This is a genomic window from Georgenia sp. (genome assembly GCF_054605595.1).
Window position 1 is genome coordinate 1 of sequence record NZ_JBTSDU010000054.1, and the last position, 18286, is coordinate 18286.

Annotated in this window: 13 protein-coding genes and 1 pseudogene; 5 read left to right on the top strand and 9 right to left on the bottom strand. The window is 72.2% G+C overall.

The window, feature by feature from the left end; translation table 11 throughout:
- The 3 genes from ACYC1Z_RS08085 to ACYC1Z_RS08095 all read right to left on the bottom strand — a co-directional run.
- On the bottom strand, window positions 1–1499 hold a 1499-nt coding region (locus ACYC1Z_RS08085; RefSeq protein WP_461409016.1), incomplete at its 3' end, for a hypothetical protein.
- A gap of 236 nt (window positions 1500–1735) precedes the next feature.
- On the bottom strand, window positions 1736–2725 hold the full coding sequence (locus ACYC1Z_RS08090; protein WP_461409017.1) for a J domain-containing protein: 990 nt from the start codon (window positions 2723–2725) through the stop codon (window positions 1736–1738).
- Window positions 2718–4067, bottom strand: coding sequence for a family 4 glycosyl hydrolase (locus ACYC1Z_RS08095; RefSeq protein ID WP_461409018.1), 1350 nt, complete (start codon window positions 4065–4067; stop codon window positions 2718–2720). Before ACYC1Z_RS08095 ends, ACYC1Z_RS08090 begins: the two co-directional genes overlap by 8 nt.
- Before the next feature lie 31 nt (window positions 4068–4098).
- Between ACYC1Z_RS08095 and ACYC1Z_RS08100 the strand changes: the two genes are divergently transcribed.
- From ACYC1Z_RS08100 to ACYC1Z_RS08115, 4 genes are all read left to right on the top strand, one after another.
- Window positions 4099–5220: a PfkB family carbohydrate kinase gene (locus tag ACYC1Z_RS08100; RefSeq protein ID WP_461409019.1), complete on the top strand. Its 1122-nt coding sequence runs from the start codon at window positions 4099–4101 to the stop codon at window positions 5218–5220.
- A 19-nt stretch (window positions 5221–5239) separates the two neighbouring features.
- Window positions 5240–6529 carry an alpha/beta fold hydrolase gene (locus ACYC1Z_RS08105; RefSeq protein WP_461409020.1) on the top strand — a complete coding sequence of 430 codons (1290 nt, stop codon included), beginning with the start codon at window positions 5240–5242 and terminating at the stop codon, window positions 6527–6529.
- 61 nt (window positions 6530–6590) lie between these two features.
- On the top strand, window positions 6591–9269 hold the full coding sequence (gene valS, locus ACYC1Z_RS08110; RefSeq protein ID WP_461409021.1) for a valine--tRNA ligase: 2679 nt from the start codon (window positions 6591–6593) through the stop codon (window positions 9267–9269).
- A gap of 65 nt (window positions 9270–9334) precedes the next feature.
- A complete protein-coding gene (locus ACYC1Z_RS08115) occupies window positions 9335–11167 on the top strand; it encodes an AMP-dependent synthetase/ligase (RefSeq protein WP_461409022.1) in 1833 nt (610 codons plus the stop codon).
- Here ACYC1Z_RS08115 and ACYC1Z_RS08120 read toward each other — a convergent pair.
- From ACYC1Z_RS08120 to tig, 6 genes are all read right to left on the bottom strand, one after another.
- The gene (locus ACYC1Z_RS08120; protein WP_461409023.1) at window positions 11158–11517 is read right to left on the bottom strand and encodes a chorismate mutase; all 360 of its coding nucleotides are present in this window, start codon (window positions 11515–11517) and stop codon (window positions 11158–11160) included. The genes ACYC1Z_RS08115 and ACYC1Z_RS08120 overlap by 10 nt on opposite strands.
- Window positions 11518–11659: 142 nt before the next feature.
- Entirely contained in the window at window positions 11660–12697 is a 1038-nt protein-coding gene (locus ACYC1Z_RS08125; protein ID WP_461409024.1) for a baeRF2 domain-containing protein, read from the bottom strand.
- Between the two features lie 152 nt (window positions 12698–12849).
- Window positions 12850–14127 (bottom strand): ATP-dependent Clp protease ATP-binding subunit ClpX, encoded by a 1278-nt coding sequence (clpX, locus tag ACYC1Z_RS08130; RefSeq protein ID WP_461409025.1) that lies wholly within the window; start codon window positions 14125–14127, stop codon window positions 12850–12852.
- A gap of 163 nt (window positions 14128–14290) precedes the next feature.
- On the bottom strand, window positions 14291–14938 hold the full coding sequence (locus ACYC1Z_RS08135) for an ATP-dependent Clp protease proteolytic subunit (RefSeq protein WP_461409027.1): 648 nt from the start codon (window positions 14936–14938) through the stop codon (window positions 14291–14293).
- 65 nt (window positions 14939–15003) lie between these two features.
- A complete protein-coding gene (locus tag ACYC1Z_RS08140; protein WP_461409028.1) occupies window positions 15004–15612 on the bottom strand; it encodes an ATP-dependent Clp protease proteolytic subunit in 609 nt (202 codons plus the stop codon).
- A gap of 216 nt (window positions 15613–15828) precedes the next feature.
- Window positions 15829–17301 (bottom strand): trigger factor, encoded by a 1473-nt coding sequence (gene tig / locus ACYC1Z_RS08145; RefSeq protein WP_461409026.1) that lies wholly within the window; start codon window positions 17299–17301, stop codon window positions 15829–15831.
- 366 nt (window positions 17302–17667) lie between these two features.
- On the opposite strand from tig, the pseudogene ACYC1Z_RS08150 reads away from it, so the two are divergent.
- Window positions 17668–18143 (top strand): annotated as a pseudogene (locus ACYC1Z_RS08150) (SDR family NAD(P)-dependent oxidoreductase); the annotation flags it as partial.
- Window positions 18144–18286: the final 143 nt, after the last annotated feature.

Genomic DNA, 18286 nt, shown 5'->3' on the forward strand with positions numbered 1-18286 from the left:
AGCGCCGCGAACACCTCCTCCGCCACGGGCTCGACGAGTGCGTTGAGGATGTCCCGGCGCGTCATGCCCTGGGCGAGCATCTTCTTGGCCTGCCGCCAGGTGCCGCGCGGCTCGTCGTTCCACAGCCGGGTGATGACGACGGTGAGCATGGTGAGGTGCAGTCGCGGATTCACTCCGTCGACGCGCTCGTCCGAGGTCGGGTCGGCGAAGATCCGCTCGTACTCGGGGTGCTCGCCCCGCACCAGCAACATGAGGTCGTCCGGGTCGGCGGGATCGAGACCCACCAGGTGCTCGCCGTCCACGACCGCCTCGCGGTACGGCATCGCGAACTGTCGCCGCTCGACGACGGCGGGCGGGAGGCCCGCGTCGTCGTCGGCGTCCACCACGTCGTCGTCATCCCCGTACTCGTCATCATCGAGGCCGACGCCGAGGATCGACTCGATGATCGCCTCTGCCTCGACGAGCAGGACGGCGATCGCGTCCTCGGGCAGCCCCTGCCGGGTCCCGGCCCACTCGAGCCAGCGCAGCAGTGTCAGCACGTACCCCTCGAGCTCGTGGTCGGCGAGGTCGTCGCCGTGCTCGAGCACCATGGCCTCCACACGTCCGGGCCCGATTCGCAGCGGCCGCCCGTCCGTCTCGTTGCCGAAGCGCACGAACCTCAGTGCCCACCGCCGCAGCACCTCATCCTCGACCTCGTCGATGCTCGGCTCCGACGAAGCCACGAACTCCTCGACCAACTGTTCGAGCTCTGCCGGTGCGTGCGGCTCCTCGCCCACCGACCCACCGGTGCCGGCGAATGTGCCGAGCCGGCTCGCCACCAGCGCCCAGACGTCCCAGAACTCCCCGTCCGCGTCGAGGACCTGGTCCGGGTCGGATTCGTCCCGAGCTGCGAGCGTGGCGTGCAACGCCGCCGCGAGCACGTCGTGGGCGTCACCGGGGGCGAGCCGTTCGAACGTGGCGAGACCGTCCGACGCCTGGGCCGCATGCCTCATCTGGGCCCGCGCCTCCTCACAGTCGTCGGTGACGAAAGCATCCATGAGCCAGGCCCCGGGGCCGTTGAAGTCCACCAGGAACATCAGCCCGTGACTGCCCGGCGCGGAGGACCGCGGACCGTGGTCGAACTCGCACAGGACGCTCGCCTGGTCGCCGAAGATGTCGGCGGTCTGCCAACAGCCCACGATCCGCGCCCGTCCCAGCACGGGTGCCCACGCCGGCGGATCCGGCACGGAACTCAGTTCCGCGGCGACCCGGGCGGCACGGCCGGCCAGCGCCGGGTCGGGCATGATCTCGGCGAGGACGAGGACGACGGCGAGCGCCTCCGGAGTCGCTTCGGCAGCGCACCGGGCGATGAGCTCGCCGACGGGCCCGTCGACGGAGAATGCTCCCGCGTCGGCCATCTGGTTCACCGCTGCGGACCCGACGATCTCGGCCTCGAGTGGGTCGGTCCCCGGCGCGACCTGCAGGAGGGTGCCGCCGAGGGCGTTGATCACTTCGACCACCGGATCCTGCGCCCGGCGGCGCGGACCGTGGCCGCCGGGTGCTCGCTTGGCGGGCTTGCGCCTGCGTCCTCTGCTCTTGGGGCTCACCATCCCATCGTGGCATGCCGGGACGGGCCTCGTCCTTCCGTGCCCCGGTGGCCGCGCGATGGTCCGTCCGCGACGCCGGGGCGCCGGAGCACCGGAGCACCGGAGCACCGGGGAGCCGGGGAGCCGGGGCGGGTGCCCTGGTCGAGCCCTCAGACGAACCGGATGACCCGGTTCAGGTGCTCCCGGGTGTCGAAGAACTCCGCGTCGCCCACCCGGCGCACCCCGGCGACCCCCACGGCGAGGAACCCGGCGAGCGCCCTTCGACGCACGGCGAACGTCGCGGGCCGGCGGCCGCGACCCCGGCGCAGGAGCACGACGTCCTCCGCGAGGGCGGCGTCGGGCAGGACGATGACGAGGCCCGACGGCGTGACGCGCCACCGGCGCGCGATCCGTGCCCGCTCGGCCAGCGCCTTGACCGGCCGTTGCCCCGGCGGCAGTGCATCGGCGAGGAGGTCGTAGCCGTGTACGCGGACCGGGCCGCCCCAGTCCTCGGACTGGATGATGAACAGCCCGGTCGGCCCGAGCGCGACGTGGTCGAGCTTCGGTGCGTCGGTCAGTGCGACGTCCGCCCGGTGGGCCCAGGCGCCGCCGTCCGCCGTCGCGACGTCGTGCCACACGGCCCAGGAGGGCCCGAGGTCGCTGAGGATGCGGGCGGTGGCCTCCTCCGCGAGCGCGTCGGCGAGGGCCTGCCGGATCTCCACCGGCGCGCGGGCGAGCAGCCCCTCGTCGTAGGGATCGGCGAGCTCGGTGCCGCGCCCGGCCCACTCGCGCAGGAGGACGAGGAAGCGCTGGCGGGACGCCCCGCCGGGATGCCCGTAGGAACGCGCCCGCGACGGCGCACCGGTGCTTCCCCGGTGCATTCCCGAGGTCCACACCCGCGCGCCCTCGTCCGCCCGGGTCGCCGACTGCGGACGCCGCGGCGCCCCGGCGGCCTCGCGGTCGTAGGCGGCGCGGGCCTCGGCGGTGCCGATGCGCTCCCAGGCGAGCTGGACGGCGTGGAACCGCGCCGGGTCGCCCCCGAGGTCGGGGTGAGTCTGGCGCTGGCGGCGCCGGTAGGCGCGGCGCAGCTCCGCCGCGGTGGCGTACCGGTCGACGCCGAGCACGGCGTACGGCGACTCGCCGTGCTCGATGTCAGTCATCCGGGTGCAGCGCCGCCTGGGCGATCCGGTGGGCGACGGCGACGGAGTCGACGAGCGGATGGGCGGCGAAGGCCCGCCACGCGCTCGCGAAGGAGCCGGTCCGGGCGGCGGCGATGATCTCCCGCTCGGCGGCCTTGACGGCGGCGACGCGGGCGGTCATCGCCGGGGTCAGGCCACGGCGCCGCGGCAACGGGTGCGCACCGTCGGCGTCGACCCGTACCGGCACCTCGACGACGGCGGACGGGGGCAGCCCCGGGATCACGGGGGCGCCGTCGGCGGTGGCGTTGGCGACGTCGAGGATCATCCGGTGGGCCTCCCCACCCAGGAGTGCCGCCATGAGGTCCACCGCGACCTCGTGGTAGCCGCCGCCGAGGTCCTCCTCGTGCCGCTCACCCGCGCCGGCCGCCGCACGCTCGGTGGCCATGTAGGAGGCCTCCCGCTCCGCCAGCGCCGCCCGCCACAGGTCCAGCGCCCGCGCCGGCTCCCGCGCGGCGGTCGTGTAGAAGTCGCTCTGCCGGCGGTGGAGGAACTCCCCGCGGGTGCCGGCCGCGGCGACGGCGGCGAGCGCCTCGCGGGCGAAGTCGTAGTAGTAGACGTACTCGTTGGGCAGCGCCGCGGTGGCCCGCACCCAGTCGGCCCCGACGAGGCGGACCTCCTCGAAGTCGGCGAGGGCGGCGTCGTCGGCGAGCAGACCCGGCAGCAGGTCCTGCCCGCCCGCTCGCACACCACGCAGCCAGCCGAGGTGGTTGAGGCCGGCGTAGTCGATCTCCGCCTCGCCACGGTCGAACGCCCGCGGGTCGAGCCCGCAGGCGCGCAGGGTGCGGCGGACGAGCCCGATGGGGGTGTCGCAGATGCCCAGGACGCGCGGACCGAGACGGTCACGCATGGCCTCGGTGACGATGGAGGCGGGGTTGGTGAAGCTGATCGTCCACGCCTGCGGAGCCAGGGCGCCGATGCGGTCGGCGATGCGGTCGACGACCGGGACGGTGCGCAGGGCGTAGGCGAGGCCGCCGGCCCCCACGGTCTCCTGGCCCAGCACCCCCTCGGCCAGGGCGATGCGTTCGTCGTGGGTGCGGCCGCGCGTGCCGCCCACGCGGATGGCGGAGAAGATCACGTCCGCCCCGGTGACGGCGTCGTCGAGGTCGGTCGTGGCGCGCACCGCCGGTCCGCCGCCGCTCTCCTCCGCGAGACCGGCCAGGACGGCGGTCATGACGGCGAGGCGGTCGGGGTCCTCGTCGAGGAGCACGACTTCGGTGACCTCGACCCGGTGGCGGGCCGCCGCGACGGCCTGGTGGACGAGCGGGACGCGGAAGCCGCCCCCGCCGAGGATGGTGAGCTGCACGCCTCCACGGTAGTGGCAGGATTGAAGCACCATGAGCGCCGCCCCTGATCACGCCACCCCCCTCGACGTCCTCGTCTCCGGCCAGGTCTTCTTCGACCTCATCTTCACCGGCCTGCCCTCCGGCCCCGTCCCGGGCACCGAGGTCTGGGCGGAGGGCATGGGCTCCGCCCCGGGCGGCATCGCCAACCTGGCGGTCGCGGCCGCGCGGCTCGGCCTGCGCACCGGCTTGGCGGCCGGGTTCGGTGACGACGCCTACGCGGACTGGCTCTGGCGGGTGCTCGCCGAGCAGGAGTGCGTGGACCTGACCCACTCGCGCCGGTACCGGCACTGGCACACCGCCGTCACGGTGTCCATGGCGCTCGACGGCGACCGGGCCATGGTCACCCACGGCCACCCCGACCCCGAGCCGGCAGGGGTCCTCCTGGCGGACCCGCCGGCCGCCCGCGCCGTCGTCACCGATCTCGCCGGCCTCCTGGACGGGCCTGCGTCCTGGTGGCGTCCGCTCGCACGCGCGGGCACGCTCGTCTTCGCGGACTCCGGCTGGGACCCCACCGGGGCGTGGGACCCCGCCCACCTCGACCTGCTCGACGGGTGCTACGCCGTCACCCCGAACTCCGTGGAGGCCATGGCCTACACGCGCACCGCGACGCCGCTGGCGGCGGCCAGGGCCCTGGCCGAGCGTGTGCCGCTGGCCGTGGTGACCCTCGGCGACGAGGGGGCCGTGGCGGTGGACGCCGAGACGGGGCAGGAGTCACACGTGGAGCCCCTCCAGGTGCGGGCGCTCGACGCCACCGGGGCGGGCGACGTCTTCGCCGTGGCCCTGGTGACCGCCACGCTGAACGGCTGGCCGCTGGAGCAGCGGCTGCGGTTCGCGGTGCTGTGCTCGGCGCTGGCCGTGCAGCACTTCGGCGGCTCCCTCGCCGCGCCGGGCTGGGGCGACATCGCCGACTGGTGGGATGCCACCGTCTCGGCGGCCCGCACCGGCGACCCGGCCGCCCGCGCCACCGCGGACCTCTACGAGTTCCTCGAGGACGTCCTGCCCGGCCACTCCCCGGCGCGGGTGCGCCGGGCCGAAGCGACCATGGCCCGGCTCTCCGACGCCCAGTCCGCCGGGGCCGGCCTGGACGTGCCCCCCACGATGCGGACCCGCTGACCCGGGCAGAATCGGGCGCATGGACACCACGCACCACCGCATCGACGGCCACGACGTCTATGAGCACCGCCTCGCCGTCCCCCTCGACCACACCGCCCCGCGCGGGGAGACGATCGAGCTCTTCGCCCGCGAGATCGTCCGCGACGGCGGCGCCGACCGGCCCCACCTGCTCTGGCTCCAGGGCGGCCCGGGTGGCCGCGGTGACCGGCCCGCCCAGATCAGCGGGTGGATCGACCGTGCCCTGGCGGACTACCGCGTGGTGCTCCTGGACCAGCGGGGCACGGGACTGTCCACCCCGGCCGACGCCCTGACGGTGCCCGCCCGCGGCGACGCCGTCGCCCAGGCGGACTACCTGTCCCACTTCCGCGCGGACGCCATCGTCGCCGACGCCGAGGCGCTGCGCCGTGAGCTCACCGGCGGAGCGCCGTGGTCGGCGCTGGGGCAGTCCTACGGTGGCTTCGTCATCACCACCTACCTCTCTATCGCCCCGGAGGGCCTACGCGAGGCCTTCCTCACCGGTGGCCTGCCCGGGCTGACGGCGAGCGCCGAGGACGTCTACCGCCTCACCTACGAGCGCACCGCCCGCCGCAACGAGCAGTACGTCGCCCGGTACCCGGGCGACGGGCAGAACCTGCGCTTGCTCGGCCGGCACGTGACCGACACCGCGGAGCACCTGCCCACCGGTGAGCGGCTCACCGCGCGGCGGCTGCGGCAGATCGGCATCCGTCTCGGCGCCGACCTCGGGTTCGACGCCCTGCACTATGTGCTCGAGGACCCGTTCGTCGGCGTCGGCGGGGCCCGTCGCCTCTCACGGGGCTTCCTCGCCGACGTCGGCGCCCTGCTCTCCCACGCCGGGAACCCGCTCTACGCCGTGCTCCATGAGTCGATCTACGCCCAGGGCGCGGCCACCGACTGGGCCGCCAACCGGGTGCGCGGGGAGTGGGCCGCCTTCGCCGAGGACGCCGACCCGGCCACCGCCGAGCGGTACTACCTCACCGGCGAGCACGTCTACCCCTGGCAGGTGCGCGAGGACCCCGCGCTCGCCCCGCTCGCGGGCGCGGCGGACCTCCTCGCCGCCAAGGCCGACTTCCCCGCCCTCTACGACCCCGAGCGGTTGGCCCACAACACCGTGCCCGTCGCGGCCGCCGTCTACGTGGATGACATGTTCGTACCTGTCGAGCTCTCCCTCGCCACGGCGCGGACCATCGGCGACCTCCGTCCGTGGATCACCAACGACTACGCCCACGACGGCATCCGCACCGACGGCGCCCACATCCTCGACCGGCTCATCACGCTCGCCCGGCGGTGAGGCGGGCGCCACGCGAGCCCCGGCAGCAGGGACCGGCGGCGTCGTGAAAGAATCGGTGACCATGAGCGAAGCCCCCGACACCGGTACCGTGACCCCAGCCGAGCACCTCCCGGCGCCGCAGGTACCGGACAAGGTCTCGCTCGAGGGCCTCGAGGACCGGTGGAACGGCGCCTGGGCCGAGAACGGCACCTACGCGTTCGACCGCACCGCCACGCGCGAGCAGGTCTACTCCATCGACACCCCGCCGCCCACCGTGTCGGGCTCGCTGCACGTGGGCCACGTGTTCAGCTACACCCACACCGACGTCGTCGCCCGCTATCAGCGCATGCGCGGTAAGTCCGTGTTCTACCCGATGGGCTGGGACGACAACGGCCTGCCCACCGAGCGGCGCGTGCAGAACTACTTCGGCGTGCGCTGCGACCCGTCGCTGTCCTACGAGCCCGACTTCACCGTGCCGCATGTCGGTGGTGAGGGAAAATCCATCAGGGCGGCCGACCAGGTCCCGATCAGCCGGAAGAACTTCGTCGAGCTGTGCCTGCGCCTGACCGCCGAGGACGAGGAGCAGTTCGAGGCGCTGTGGCGCCACCTCGGCCTGTCCGTGGACTGGGCGCACCACTACCAGACCATCGGCCGCGACGCCCAGCACCTCGCCCAGTCCGGTTTCCTGCGCAACCTCGCCCGCGGCGAGGCCTACCAGGCCGCCGCACCGGGCCTGTGGGACGTGACGTTCCAGACCGCCGTCGCCCAGGCCGAACTCGAGGCCCGCGACTACCCCGGCCATTTCCACAAGGTCGCCTTCCACCGCCCCGACGGGCAGCCCGTGTACATCGAGACCACCCGCCCCGAGCTGCTCCCGGCGTGCGTGGCCCTCATCGCCCACCCCGACGACGAGCGCTATCAGGGCCTGTTCGGTACCACGGTCACCTCCCCGGTCTTCGGTGTCGCGGTCCCCGTGCTGGCCCACCCGGCCGCCGAGATGGACAAGGGCGCCGGCATCGCCATGTGCTGCACCTTCGGTGACCTCACCGACGTGCAGTGGTGGCGCGACCTGGACCTGCCCACCCGCCCGGTGCTGGGCCGCGACGGGCGCATTCTCGGCGAGACGCCGGCGTGGCTCACGACCGACGGCGGCCGCGCCGCCTACGGCGAGATGGCCGGCAAGACGACGTTCTCGGCCCGCACCTCCGTCGTCGACGCCCTGCGCGTCACCGGCGACCTGGACGGCGAGCCCACCCCCACCCAGCGCAAGACGAACTTCTTCGAGAAGGGCGACAAGCCGCTGGAGATCGTCACCTCGCGCCAGTGGTACATCCGCAACGGCGGCCGCCCCCACACGGAGGCGAACGGCACCGAGCTGCGCGAGAACCTCCTCGCCCGCGGCCGCGAGCTGGACTTCCACCCGGAGTTCATGCGGGTGCGCTTCGACAACTGGGTCAACGGCCTGAACTCCGACTGGCTCGTCTCGCGCCAGCGGTTCTTCGGCGTGCCGATCCCCGTCTGGTACGCCCTGGACGCCGACGGCCAGCCCGACCACGACCGCGTCCTCACCCCGGACGAGGCCACCCTGCCGGTGGACCCGAGCATCGACGTGCCGCCCGGCTACACCGAGGACCAGCGCGGCGTGCCCGGTGGGTTCGTCGGCGAGGTCGACATCATGGACACCTGGGCGACGTCGTCGCTCACCCCGCAGATCGCCGGCGGCTGGCTGCGTGACCCGGACCTGTTCGAGCGGGTCTACCCGATGGACCTGCGACCCCAGGGCCAGGACATCATCCGCACCTGGCTGTTCTCCTCCGTGGTGCGCGCGCACCTGGAGTTCGGCGCCCTGCCGTGGAAGCACGCCGCGATCAGCGGCTGGATCCTCGACCCGGACCGCAAGAAGATGTCCAAGTCCAAGGGCAACGTCGTCACGCCCATGGGCCTGCTGGAGGAGCACGGCTCCGACGCCGTCCGCTACTGGGCCGCCTCGGCCCGCCTGGGCACCGACGCGGCGTTCGAGGTCGGTCAGATGAAGATCGGCCGTCGCCTCGCCATCAAGATCCTCAACGCCTCCAAGTTCGCCCTCACCATGGGCGGCGACGCGCCCCTCGTGCTCGACCCCGCCGCCATCTCCACCCCGATCGACCGGGCCATGCTGGCCGGGTTGGCCGACGTCGTCGAGACGGCCACGGCGGCGTTCGAGGCCTACGACCACACCAAGGCGCTGGAGGTCACCGAGACGTTCTTCTGGACGTTCTGCGACGACTACCTCGAGCTCGTCAAGGACCGCGCCTACAACCGCGAGGGCACGCTGCGCGCGGGCGAGGTCGCCTCCGCCCGGGCTGCACTGGCGATCGCGGTGGACACGATGCTGCGGCTCTTCGCACCGGTGCTGCCGTTCGCCACCGAGGAGGTGTGGCACTGGTACCGCACCGGCTCCGTGCACCGTGCGGCGTGGCCCACCGCCGCACCCCTGCGCGCCGCGGCCGCCGACGGCGACCCCATCCTCATCGGTGCGACCGGGCAGGCCCTGGCCGCGTTGCGCAAGGTCAAGTCCGAGGCGAAGGTCTCCCAGCGCACCACCTTCGCCCGGGCCCGCCTCGAGCTGTCGGTCGAGGCCGTGGCCGCCGTCCAGCAGACGCTGGGCGACCTGCGCGCCGCCGGGCGGGTGCGGGGCGACCTGGAGATCATCGGCGTCGCCGGGGCCGACCAGGCACTGGTCACCGCGCACGAGCTCGACCCCGCCCAGCCGCGGAACTAGCACCCATCACCCGCCGACGGCGGGCTCCGGGCCGCGAGCGGCGGCCGCACGTGAAGGGACCATCCATGACCCAAGGCACACCGACGCCGCACGGCCGGGAGGCGAGCACACCGGGAACGGGACGGCTCACGCCCGACATGTCGATCCCGGGAATCCTGCGCGACCGCGTGGCGCGAGACCCCGAGGGCACCATCTTCGAGCGGCAGACGGCCCTGGGCTCCCGGTTCGTGCCGGTCGCCACCCGCGTCTTCGCCGACGAGGTCCTCGCCGCCGCCAAGGGCATGGCGGCGCTCGGCATCGAGCCCGGCGACCGGGTGGCGATCATGAGCCAGACCAGCTACGAGTGGACGCTGCTGGACTTCGCGGCCTGGTCCGTCGGCGCCGTGCCGGTCTCGATCTACGAGACCTCCTCCGCCGCCCAGGTCGAGTGGATCGTCTCCGACGCCGCCGTCAAGATCGTGTTCACCGAGACCCGCGCGATGGCCGCGCTCGTCGAGCCGCTGATCGGCCAGGTCGCCACCCTGGAGAAGGTCTTCGTCATCGACGAGGACGTCTTCTCCACGCTGACCACCCTCGGGGCGGCGCTGCCCGCCGAGGAGATCACCACCCGGACCGCGGCCCTGGGCATGGACTCCCTCGCCACCATCATCTACACCTCCGGCACCACGGGCCGGCCCAAGGGCGTGGAGCTGACCCACGGCAACTTCGTCACCCTCGTGGTCAACGGCGCGGACGACCCGAACTTCTCCGAGGTCGTGCGCGGCCCGGACAAGCGCACGCTGCTGTTCATGCCGCTCGCCCACGTGTTCGCCCGGTTCATCCAGGTGCTGTGCGTGTACTCCGGCGCGGTGATGGGGCACGTCCCCAACGCGAAGAACCTGGTGGCGGACCTGGGCGCGTTCCAGCCCACGTTCCTCCTGGCCGTGCCGCGCGTCTTCGAGAAGGTCTACAACGCCGCCGACGCGAAGGCCGGCCCGGGGGCGAGACAGCGCATCTTCCGGTGGGCCGCGAAGGTGGCCATCGAGTACTCGCGGGCGCAGGACACCCCGCCGGGCCCCTCCGCCGTCCTCAAGGCGCAGCGGGCGGCCGCGTCGCGGCTCGTGTACGGCAAGATCCTGGCGGCGATGGGCGGCCACCTGGACTACGCCGTCTCGGGCGGCGGCCCGCTCGGGGAGCGGCTCGGGCACTTCTTCCGGGGCATCGGCGTCGTCGTGCTCGAGGGCTACGGGCTCACCGAGGTCGGGGCCCCCACCACGGTGAACCGGCCCGGGCTCGTCAAGATCGGCACGGTCGGCCCGCCCTATCCCGGCACGCAGCTCCGCATCGCCGACGACGGTCAGGTGCTGGTCAAGGGCGACCACGTGTTCCGTGGATACCACGACAACCCGGCGGCCACCGCGGAGGCGTTCGACGCCGACGGCTGGTTCATCACCGGTGACCTCGGCACGCTCGACGCGGACGGCTACCTCCGGATCACCGGGCGCAAGAAGGAGATCATCGTGACGGCCGGCGGCAAGAATGTCGCCCCCGCCGTCCTGGAGGACCGGCTACGGGGCCACCCGCTGGTCTCCCAGGTCGTCGTCGTCGGGGAGAACAAACCGTTCATCGGCGCGCTGGTGACCCTCGACGCCGAGATGCTGCCCGGCTGGCTCGCCAACCACGGCCTGCCGCAGATGAGCGTGGAACAGGCGGCGGTGGACGAGCGGGTGCTCGCCGCCCTCGACCGCGCGGTCACCCGCGCCAACGAGGTGGTCTCGCGTGCCGAGTCCATCCGCAAGATCAAGGTGCTCACGACGGACTTCACGATGGAGAACGACTACCTCACGCCGTCGCAGAAGGTGAAGCGGGCGAAGGTGCTCGTCGACTTCGGGGACGAGGTCGAGTCGATCTACAACTGAGATCGCGCCGAGCCGTCGCGTGCGCCGGCCATGGTGTCGGCGATGTCGTCGTGGTGGCGGATGACCTCCTCGACGATGAACTTCAGGAACTTCTCCGCGAAGACCGGGTCGAGGCCCGCCTCCTCCGCCAGCGCCCGGAGGCGGGCGACCTGCCGTTCTTCGCGCGCCGGGTCCGAGGACGGCAGATCGAGGTTCGCCTTGAGCACCCCCACCCGCTGGGTGCAGCGGAACCGCTCGGCGAGGATGTGCACGAGCGCGGCGTCGACGTTGTCGATCGTCTTGCGGGCCTCGCGCAATTCGTCGGGCACGTCGGCGGGCTCGTCGCTGCGGTGGATGCTGGGCGTGGTCATGACCCGATCCTACGATCGCGATCGCGCCGGGCGCCCCTCGCTGCGGTGCGGGTCGGTGCTCTGGGTGAACACGTGGTCACTGGGGGTGGCCGCATCGTCCCACCGCAGCAGGGCCCCGACCCCGTCGGCCAGCTCGGGGCCGTCATCCGTCACCACGGTGATGCCGGCGCCCTGCGCGAGGGCGGCCTGCCCGACGGCGAGGTCGGCGCGGAGCCGGTGCGGCGCCGCCGCCCGCCAGCGACGACGGCGGCCCGGCCACGGCCTCGGTGACGAGCAGCTCGGCGACCTGCCCCTTGCGAAGCACGTCGAGGACGTCGTCACGCCCGGTGATGGCGGCCCCGTCCTGGCCGTGGACCTGGCGGAAGTGGTCGACGGTGTCGGCGCGGCGCCGGTCCCGGTAGGTGTCGAGCACGGTCTGGACGTTCGCCGCCAGCGACTCGGGGCGGACCCCCTCGGCCCGGGAGCCGCCGTCGACCAGGACGAGGACCTTCCGGACGGCCCGGCCGAGCTCGTCGACCACCAGCGCCCGGGCACGCACGTCGCCGGTGAGCACCACCAGCTCGGGCCGGTGCTCTCCCACCACGCGCTCGAGCTCGGCGGCGACCACCTCGGCGTTGCGCTCCCACGAGTCCTCGACGCGCGTGTCGATCCCGTGCGGCACCCGGCCGCCGCCGCCGGCGCCGGCAGCGCCGTGGTCGCGGCCGCCGCCCGCCTTGGTCAGCACGTCGTGCCCACCCTCGAGCGACTGGTTCGCCACCTCGGCGCCGGACACCCAGTCGTGGACGGCGATGTCGACGCCGGACCGGTCGACCGTGGCGAGCAGGTAGCGCACGTGCTCGTCGGCCACCCGGGCCAGGGCCAGCACGTCGGTGCCGTAGGCGACCAGTGCCTCGTCGGAGGTGGGGGCGGCGCGCAGGCCGCGGTCCAGGAGCACCTCGCCGCGGGCGGCCACCAGCATCCGCCCGCCCTGCCCGGCGGCTCGGCTGATGGCGCGCACCCGGTCGTCGAGCGCGTCCAGCGTCGCCCCGTCGCCACCCTGGGTCTCGAGCGAGCGGCGCAGGTCCCGCCACCTCGTGAGTACCGCCTGGTCGCCCGTCTCCCCCTCGCGGGTCACGTCGAACACGACGGTGACGAGCGGGACGTCCGTGGGAAGTGCGGCGGTGATCCGGTCAAGTTGCATCAGAACCTCATCCATCTCGGCGTCTTGGTCCCACCACTGTGCAACACCAGCCCCGGTGGTGCCACCGCAGATGCGGTCCACTGTGCACCACCGGCGCGATCTGTCGCGATCTGGCCGTGCCGGGCCGCCGCCGGGAAGACTGTCGGAACCGGTCAGGCTGATTTCTCGCGCGGTGTGCGCCGCTTGGCCGGCGTCTCGCGCGGGACGAGCGTGGGGTTGACGTTCTCCAGCACCACCTCGCGGCTGACGACCACGCGGGCGACGTCGTCGCGCGAGGGCACCTCGAACATCACCTCGCGCAGCACCTCCTCCATGATCGCCCGCAGGCCGCGCGCGCCGGTCCCGCGCAGCAGCGCCTGGTCCGCGATGGCCTCGAGGGCGTCGTCGGTGAACTCCAGCTCCACCCCGTCGATCTCGAACATCCGCTGGTACTGCTTGACCAGCGCGTTGCGCGGCTCGGTGAGGATCCGCACCAGGGCGGACTGGTCCAACTTCGAGACGGTCGCGACGACGGGCAGCCGGCCCACGAACTCCGGGATGAGACCGAACTTGTGCAGGTCCTCCGGGCGCACCTCGCCGAAGACGTCGACCTCGGCGTCGGCAGAGCGCAGCGCCGCACCGAAACCGATACCGCGCCGGCCGGAGCGGGCGGAGATGATCTCCTCCAGGCCCGCGAACGCCCCCGCGACGATGAACAGCACGTTCGTGGTGTCGATCTGCAGGAACTCCTGGTGGGGGTGCTTGCGGCCGCCCTGGGGCGGCACGGACGCCTGGGTGCCCTCGATGATCTTCAGCAGGGCCTGCTGCACACCCTCCCCCGAGACGTCGCGGGTGATCGACGGGTTCTCGCTCTTGCGGGCGATCTTGTCGATCTCGTCGATGTAGATGATGCCCTTCTCGGCCTTCTTGACGTCGAAGTCGGCGGCCTGGATGAGCTTGAGGAGGATGTTCTCGACGTCCTCACCGACGTAGCCGGCCTCGGTCAGCGCGGTGGCGTCCGCGATCGCGAACGGCACGTTGAGCATCTTCGCCAGCGTCTGCGCGAGGTAGGTCTTCCCGGTGCCGGTGGGACCGATCAACAGGATGTTCGACTTGGCGATCTCCACGCCGGAGTCGTCGTCGGCGGAGTTCTCCCGCGCCTGGACCCGCTTGTAGTGGTTGTAGACCGCGACGGCGAGGGAGCGCTTCGCCGGGTCCTGGCCGATGACGTAGTCCTCCAGGAAGTCGAAGATCTCCTTCGGCTTCGGCAGGTCCACCAGGCCGAGCTCGCTGGACTCCGCGAGCTCCTCGTCGATGATCTCGTTGCACAGGTCGATGCACTCGTCGCAGATGTACACGCCCGGACCGGCGATCAGCTTCTTGACCTGCTTCTGGGACTTACCGCAGAACGAGCACTTGAGCAGGTCCGCCCCTTCACCCGCGCGAACCACCCGGATCCACCACCCTCTCGTCTCGTCCTGTGCGTGCCTCAGCCGCGACGGCCGGTGCTTTCACCATTGGACACCACCGGACGCGTTCCTGTCTTGTCCGCCGCGCGGAACGTTCGCGGGCCGGGACCGGGGTGCGGGCGGGCCCGCACCCCGGTCCGCGCGCTCAGGACTGGGTCAGGACCGCGCTCTTGCGGGACTCGAGCACCTGGTCGACGAGGCCGTAGTCCTTGGCCTGCTCGGCCGTGAGCATCTTGTCGCGCTCGATGTCCTGGCGGACCTGCTCCACCGGGGTGCCGGAGTGCGACGCGATGGTGTCCTCGAGCCAGGTGCGCATGCGCAGCACCTCGTTGGCGTGGATCTCGATGTCGGAGGCCTGCAGGTAGCCGCCGCCCTCGAGCGAGGGCTGGTGGATCATCACGCGCGCGTTGGGGAGCGCGAGCCGCTTGCCGGGCGCGCCGGCGGCGAGCAGCACGGCCGCCGCGGACGCCGCCTGGCCGAGGCACACGGTCTGGATCTGCGGCTTGATGTACATCATCGTGTCGTAGATCGCGGTCATCGCGGTGAAGGAGCCACCGGGCGAGTTGATGTACATGGTGATCAGACCGTCCGGGTCCTGGCTCTCCAGGACGAGGAGCTGCGCCATGACGTCGTCGGCGGAGGCGTCGTCGACCTGGACGCCGAGGAAGATGATGCGGTCCTCGAAGAGCTTGGTGTACGGGTCCTGACGCTTGTACCCGTAAGCGGTGCGCTCCTCGAACTGCGGGAGGACGTAGCGCGAGGTCGGCGACCCGGGGGCGATGGACACCGGCATGGCGCCGGCCTGGGCAAGGAAGTTGGTGCTCAACGGTGCTCCTGTGTTCATGGGGTCGGCCGGGTTCACTTCGAGTCGGTGCCGCCACCGCCGGGCACGGAGGAGGACTTCTCGACGACGTGGTCGACGAAGCCGTACTCGAGCGCCTCGGCGGCGGTGAACCAGCGGTCCCGGTCGGAGTCCTGGTTGATCTGCTCGACGGTCTTGCCGGTCTGCTCGGCGGTCAGCTCGGCGAGCGTGCGCTTCATGTGCAGGATGAGCTCGGCGTTGATACGGATGTCGGTGGCGGTGCCACCGATGCCGCCGGACGGCTGGTGCATGAGTACGCGGGCGTGCGGGGTGGCGTAGCGCTTGCCCTGGGTGCCGGAGGAGAGCAGGAACTGCCCCATCGAGGCGGCCATGCCCATGGCGACGGTCGCGACGTCCGGCTTGATGTACTGCATCGTGTCGTAGATGGCCATGCCGGCGGTGATGGAACCGCCCGGGGAGTTGATGTAGAGGAAGATGTCCTTGTCGGGGTCCTCGGCCGCGAGCAGCATCATCTGGGCGCAGATGGAGTTCGCGACGTCGTCACGCACCTCCGAGCCGAGCCAGATGATGCGCTCCTTGAGGAGCCGGTTGTAGATGTTGTCGTTGAGGCCCATTCCGGCGCTCTCGGTCCTCGCCTGCGGCATCTGCTCGCTCACGTGCAACTCCTTCTCGCCCGGGTCAGCTCGTCCCGGCCTGTCGGCCTGATCTGGTCGTCTCAGCGACACTAACGCCGACGACGGCCAGACACTTGCCCCCGCCAGCGCTTTTCGCTCACGGCGCACGGTCACCCGGGCCGCCCGGCGACAGGCACACCGCAGGCCCGGCACATGGTGTGCCGGGCCTGGGCTTGCGGTGGAGCGCTATTCCGAGTCGACGTCCTTGGTGGCCTTCTTGGCCGGTGCCTTCTTGGTGGGCTCGGCCTCGGCGTCGGTCTCGTCCGCGGAGGGTGCGGACCCGGCCGAGCCGGCGGACTCCGGGGAGTCGGCGGACTCGGCAGACTCCGCTGACTCGGATGAGGCGGCCGAGGCACCCTCGGGGCCCGCGGCATCGAGCTCGTCGGAGCCGATGAACTCGCTCAGGTCGAGGACCGCACCCGAGGAGTCCTTGACCGTCACGCTGCGCAGCGCGACGGCGAGTGCCTTGTTCCGCGCGATCTCGCCGCTGAAGGCCTCGAGCTGCCCGGTCTGGGCGGCAGCCTGGATGAACTCGTTCGGCTCCATGCCGTACTGCTGCGCGTTGCTGACCAGGAACTCCAGGAGCTCGTTCTGGGTGACGGCCACGGCGAACTTCTCGGCGACGATGTCGAGGAGGAGCTGGTCGCGCAGGCCGGTGACGACCTCCTCGCGGACCTCCTCGCCGTGCGGGTCACCCTCGGGCTTGCCCTCGGCCTGCAGGTGCCGGCGGATCTCGGACTCGACGGCGCCGGCCGGGACCGGGAAGTCGGTCGCCTCGACGAGCTTGGCGAGCAGCAGGTCGCGCGCCTGCACGGCCTGGTCGGCGGCCTTATCGCTCTGCGCCTTGGTGCGCAGGTCGGCGCGGAGCTCCTCGATCGTGTCGAACTCGGAGGCGAGCTGGGCGAAGTCGTCGTCCGCCTCGGGCAGGTCGCGTTCCTTGACGGCGGTGGCTGTGACGGTGACGTCGGCCTCCTCACCCGCGTGCTCGCCGCCGGCCAGCGGCGCCTTGAACGTCCGGGTCTCGCCGGCCGCGGCACCGACGAGGGCCTCGTCCATGCCCTCGAGCATGTTGCCGGCGCCGATCTGGTAGCTGACGCCGGAGACGGAGTCGACCTCCTCATCGCCCACCTTGGCGTTGAGGTCGATGACCACGAAGTCACCGTCGGCGATCGCGCGGTCGACGCCCACGAGCGAGCCGAAGCGCTCACGCAGCGCGTCGAGGCTCTCCTGGACGTCCTCGTCGCTGACCGTGACGTCGTCGACGGTCAACTCGATGCCGGCGAGGTCGGGCAGCTCGATCTCGGGCCGGACGTCGACCTCGGCCTCGAAGACGAGCTGGCCGCCCGGGGTGCCCGTGACTGCGGGCAGCTCGGTGACGTTGATGCTCGGCTGGCCCATGGGGCGCACCGACGTCTCGGCCACGGCCTGGTTGTAGAAGCCGGGCACGGCGTCGTTGACGGCGTGCTCGATGACGGCGGCGCGACCGACGCGCTGCTCGAGCACCCGCGGCGGCACCTTGCCCTTGCGGAAGCCCGGGATGTTGACCTGCTCACCGATGTGGGCGTAGGCGTGGTCGAGGCTCGGCTTGAGCTCGTCGTACGACACCTCCACGGTCAGCTTGACCCGGGTGGGCTCAAGGTTCTCGACGGCGCTCTTCACTGCGGTGCTCCACTCATCGGCTGGTCAGTCGGGTCCCGCCGGCAGGCGGGGGAGTTCGAAGTTCTCGTCGCCCGGCACTCCCGGCGAGGCCGGGATGGACAGACCGACCAATCTTAGGGCACCACATCGCTTCCCAGCACCACGACGGGCGCGAGAGGGCTCACAGCCGGGACTGTCGCCGCACGACGGGCGGGGACGTTCGTCCCACCTGCCCGAGCCGCCACCCGGTGACGATCGAGACGCAGGATCCTCGAGCACCTCCGAGAGAACGGGAGCGACACCGGTGTCGTATTTCCAGGACAAGGTGGCCATCGTTACGGGCGGCGGCTTCGGCCTCGGTGAGGCCATCAGCAAGGAGATCGCCGCGGCGGAGCAAACGCCCCCACCGGCGACGTCGACCTGACCGACTGGGACCGGGTCATCGGCATCAACCTCAACGGTGTGCTCTACGGCATGCGGTACCAGATCCCGAGATGCTCGAGGCGGGCGCCGAGAAGTGCGCCATCGTGAACATGGCGTCGATCCACGGCACGGTCGCCGCGCTCGGCAACGCCGCGTACACCGCCGCCAAGCACGGCGTCGTCGGCCTCACCAAGAACGCCGCCGCCGAGTACGGCCCGGCGGGGCTGCGCATCAACTGTGTCGGCCCGGGCTACATCGCGACCCCGCTGCTCGAGCAGCTGCCCGCCGAGGCGCTCGAGATGCTCGCGGGCAAGCACCCGCTCGGCCGGCTCGGCCGCGCCGAGGAGGTCGCCCACCTCGTACGCTTCCTGCTCTCCGACGTCGCATCCTTCATGACCGGGGGCTACTACCTCGTCGACGGCGGCTACACCACCGTCTGAGTTTCACGCCCTCTGTGCTCCGCACCAGGAGCCCAGCGAGGACGCCACGCCGGGACGGCACCCCACCCGGGTGCCGGCCCGGCGGCGTTCGGCTCGGGACGGTGCTCCTGTCCCCACTCCTCGACCGATTCTTGGCTCCCCGG

What these genes read in the sequence shown, in the direction of transcription:
- ACYC1Z_RS08090 (WP_461409017.1), bottom strand. Translation starts at nt 2,725, where the DNA reads ATGACTGACATCGAGCACGGCGAGTCGCCGTACGCCGTGCTCGGCGTC.
- ACYC1Z_RS08100 (WP_461409019.1), top strand. Translation starts at nt 4,099, where the DNA reads ATGAGCGCCGCCCCTGATCACGCCACCCCCCTCGACGTCCTCGTCTCC.
- ACYC1Z_RS08105 (WP_461409020.1), top strand. Translation starts at nt 5,240, where the DNA reads ATGGACACCACGCACCACCGCATCGACGGCCACGACGTCTATGAGCAC.
- valS (WP_461409021.1), top strand. Translation starts at nt 6,591, where the DNA reads ATGAGCGAAGCCCCCGACACCGGTACCGTGACCCCAGCCGAGCACCTC.
- ACYC1Z_RS08115 (WP_461409022.1), top strand. Translation starts at nt 9,335, where the DNA reads ATGACCCAAGGCACACCGACGCCGCACGGCCGGGAGGCGAGCACACCG.
- ACYC1Z_RS08120 (WP_461409023.1), bottom strand. Translation starts at nt 11,517, where the DNA reads ATGACCACGCCCAGCATCCACCGCAGCGACGAGCCCGCCGACGTGCCC.
- ACYC1Z_RS08125 (WP_461409024.1), bottom strand. Translation starts at nt 12,697, where the DNA reads ATGCAACTTGACCGGATCACCGCCGCACTTCCCACGGACGTCCCGCTC.
- ACYC1Z_RS08135 (WP_461409027.1), bottom strand. Translation starts at nt 14,938, where the DNA reads ATGCCGGTGTCCATCGCCCCCGGGTCGCCGACCTCGCGCTACGTCCTC.
- ACYC1Z_RS08140 (WP_461409028.1), bottom strand. Translation starts at nt 15,612, where the DNA reads ATGCCGCAGGCGAGGACCGAGAGCGCCGGAATGGGCCTCAACGACAAC.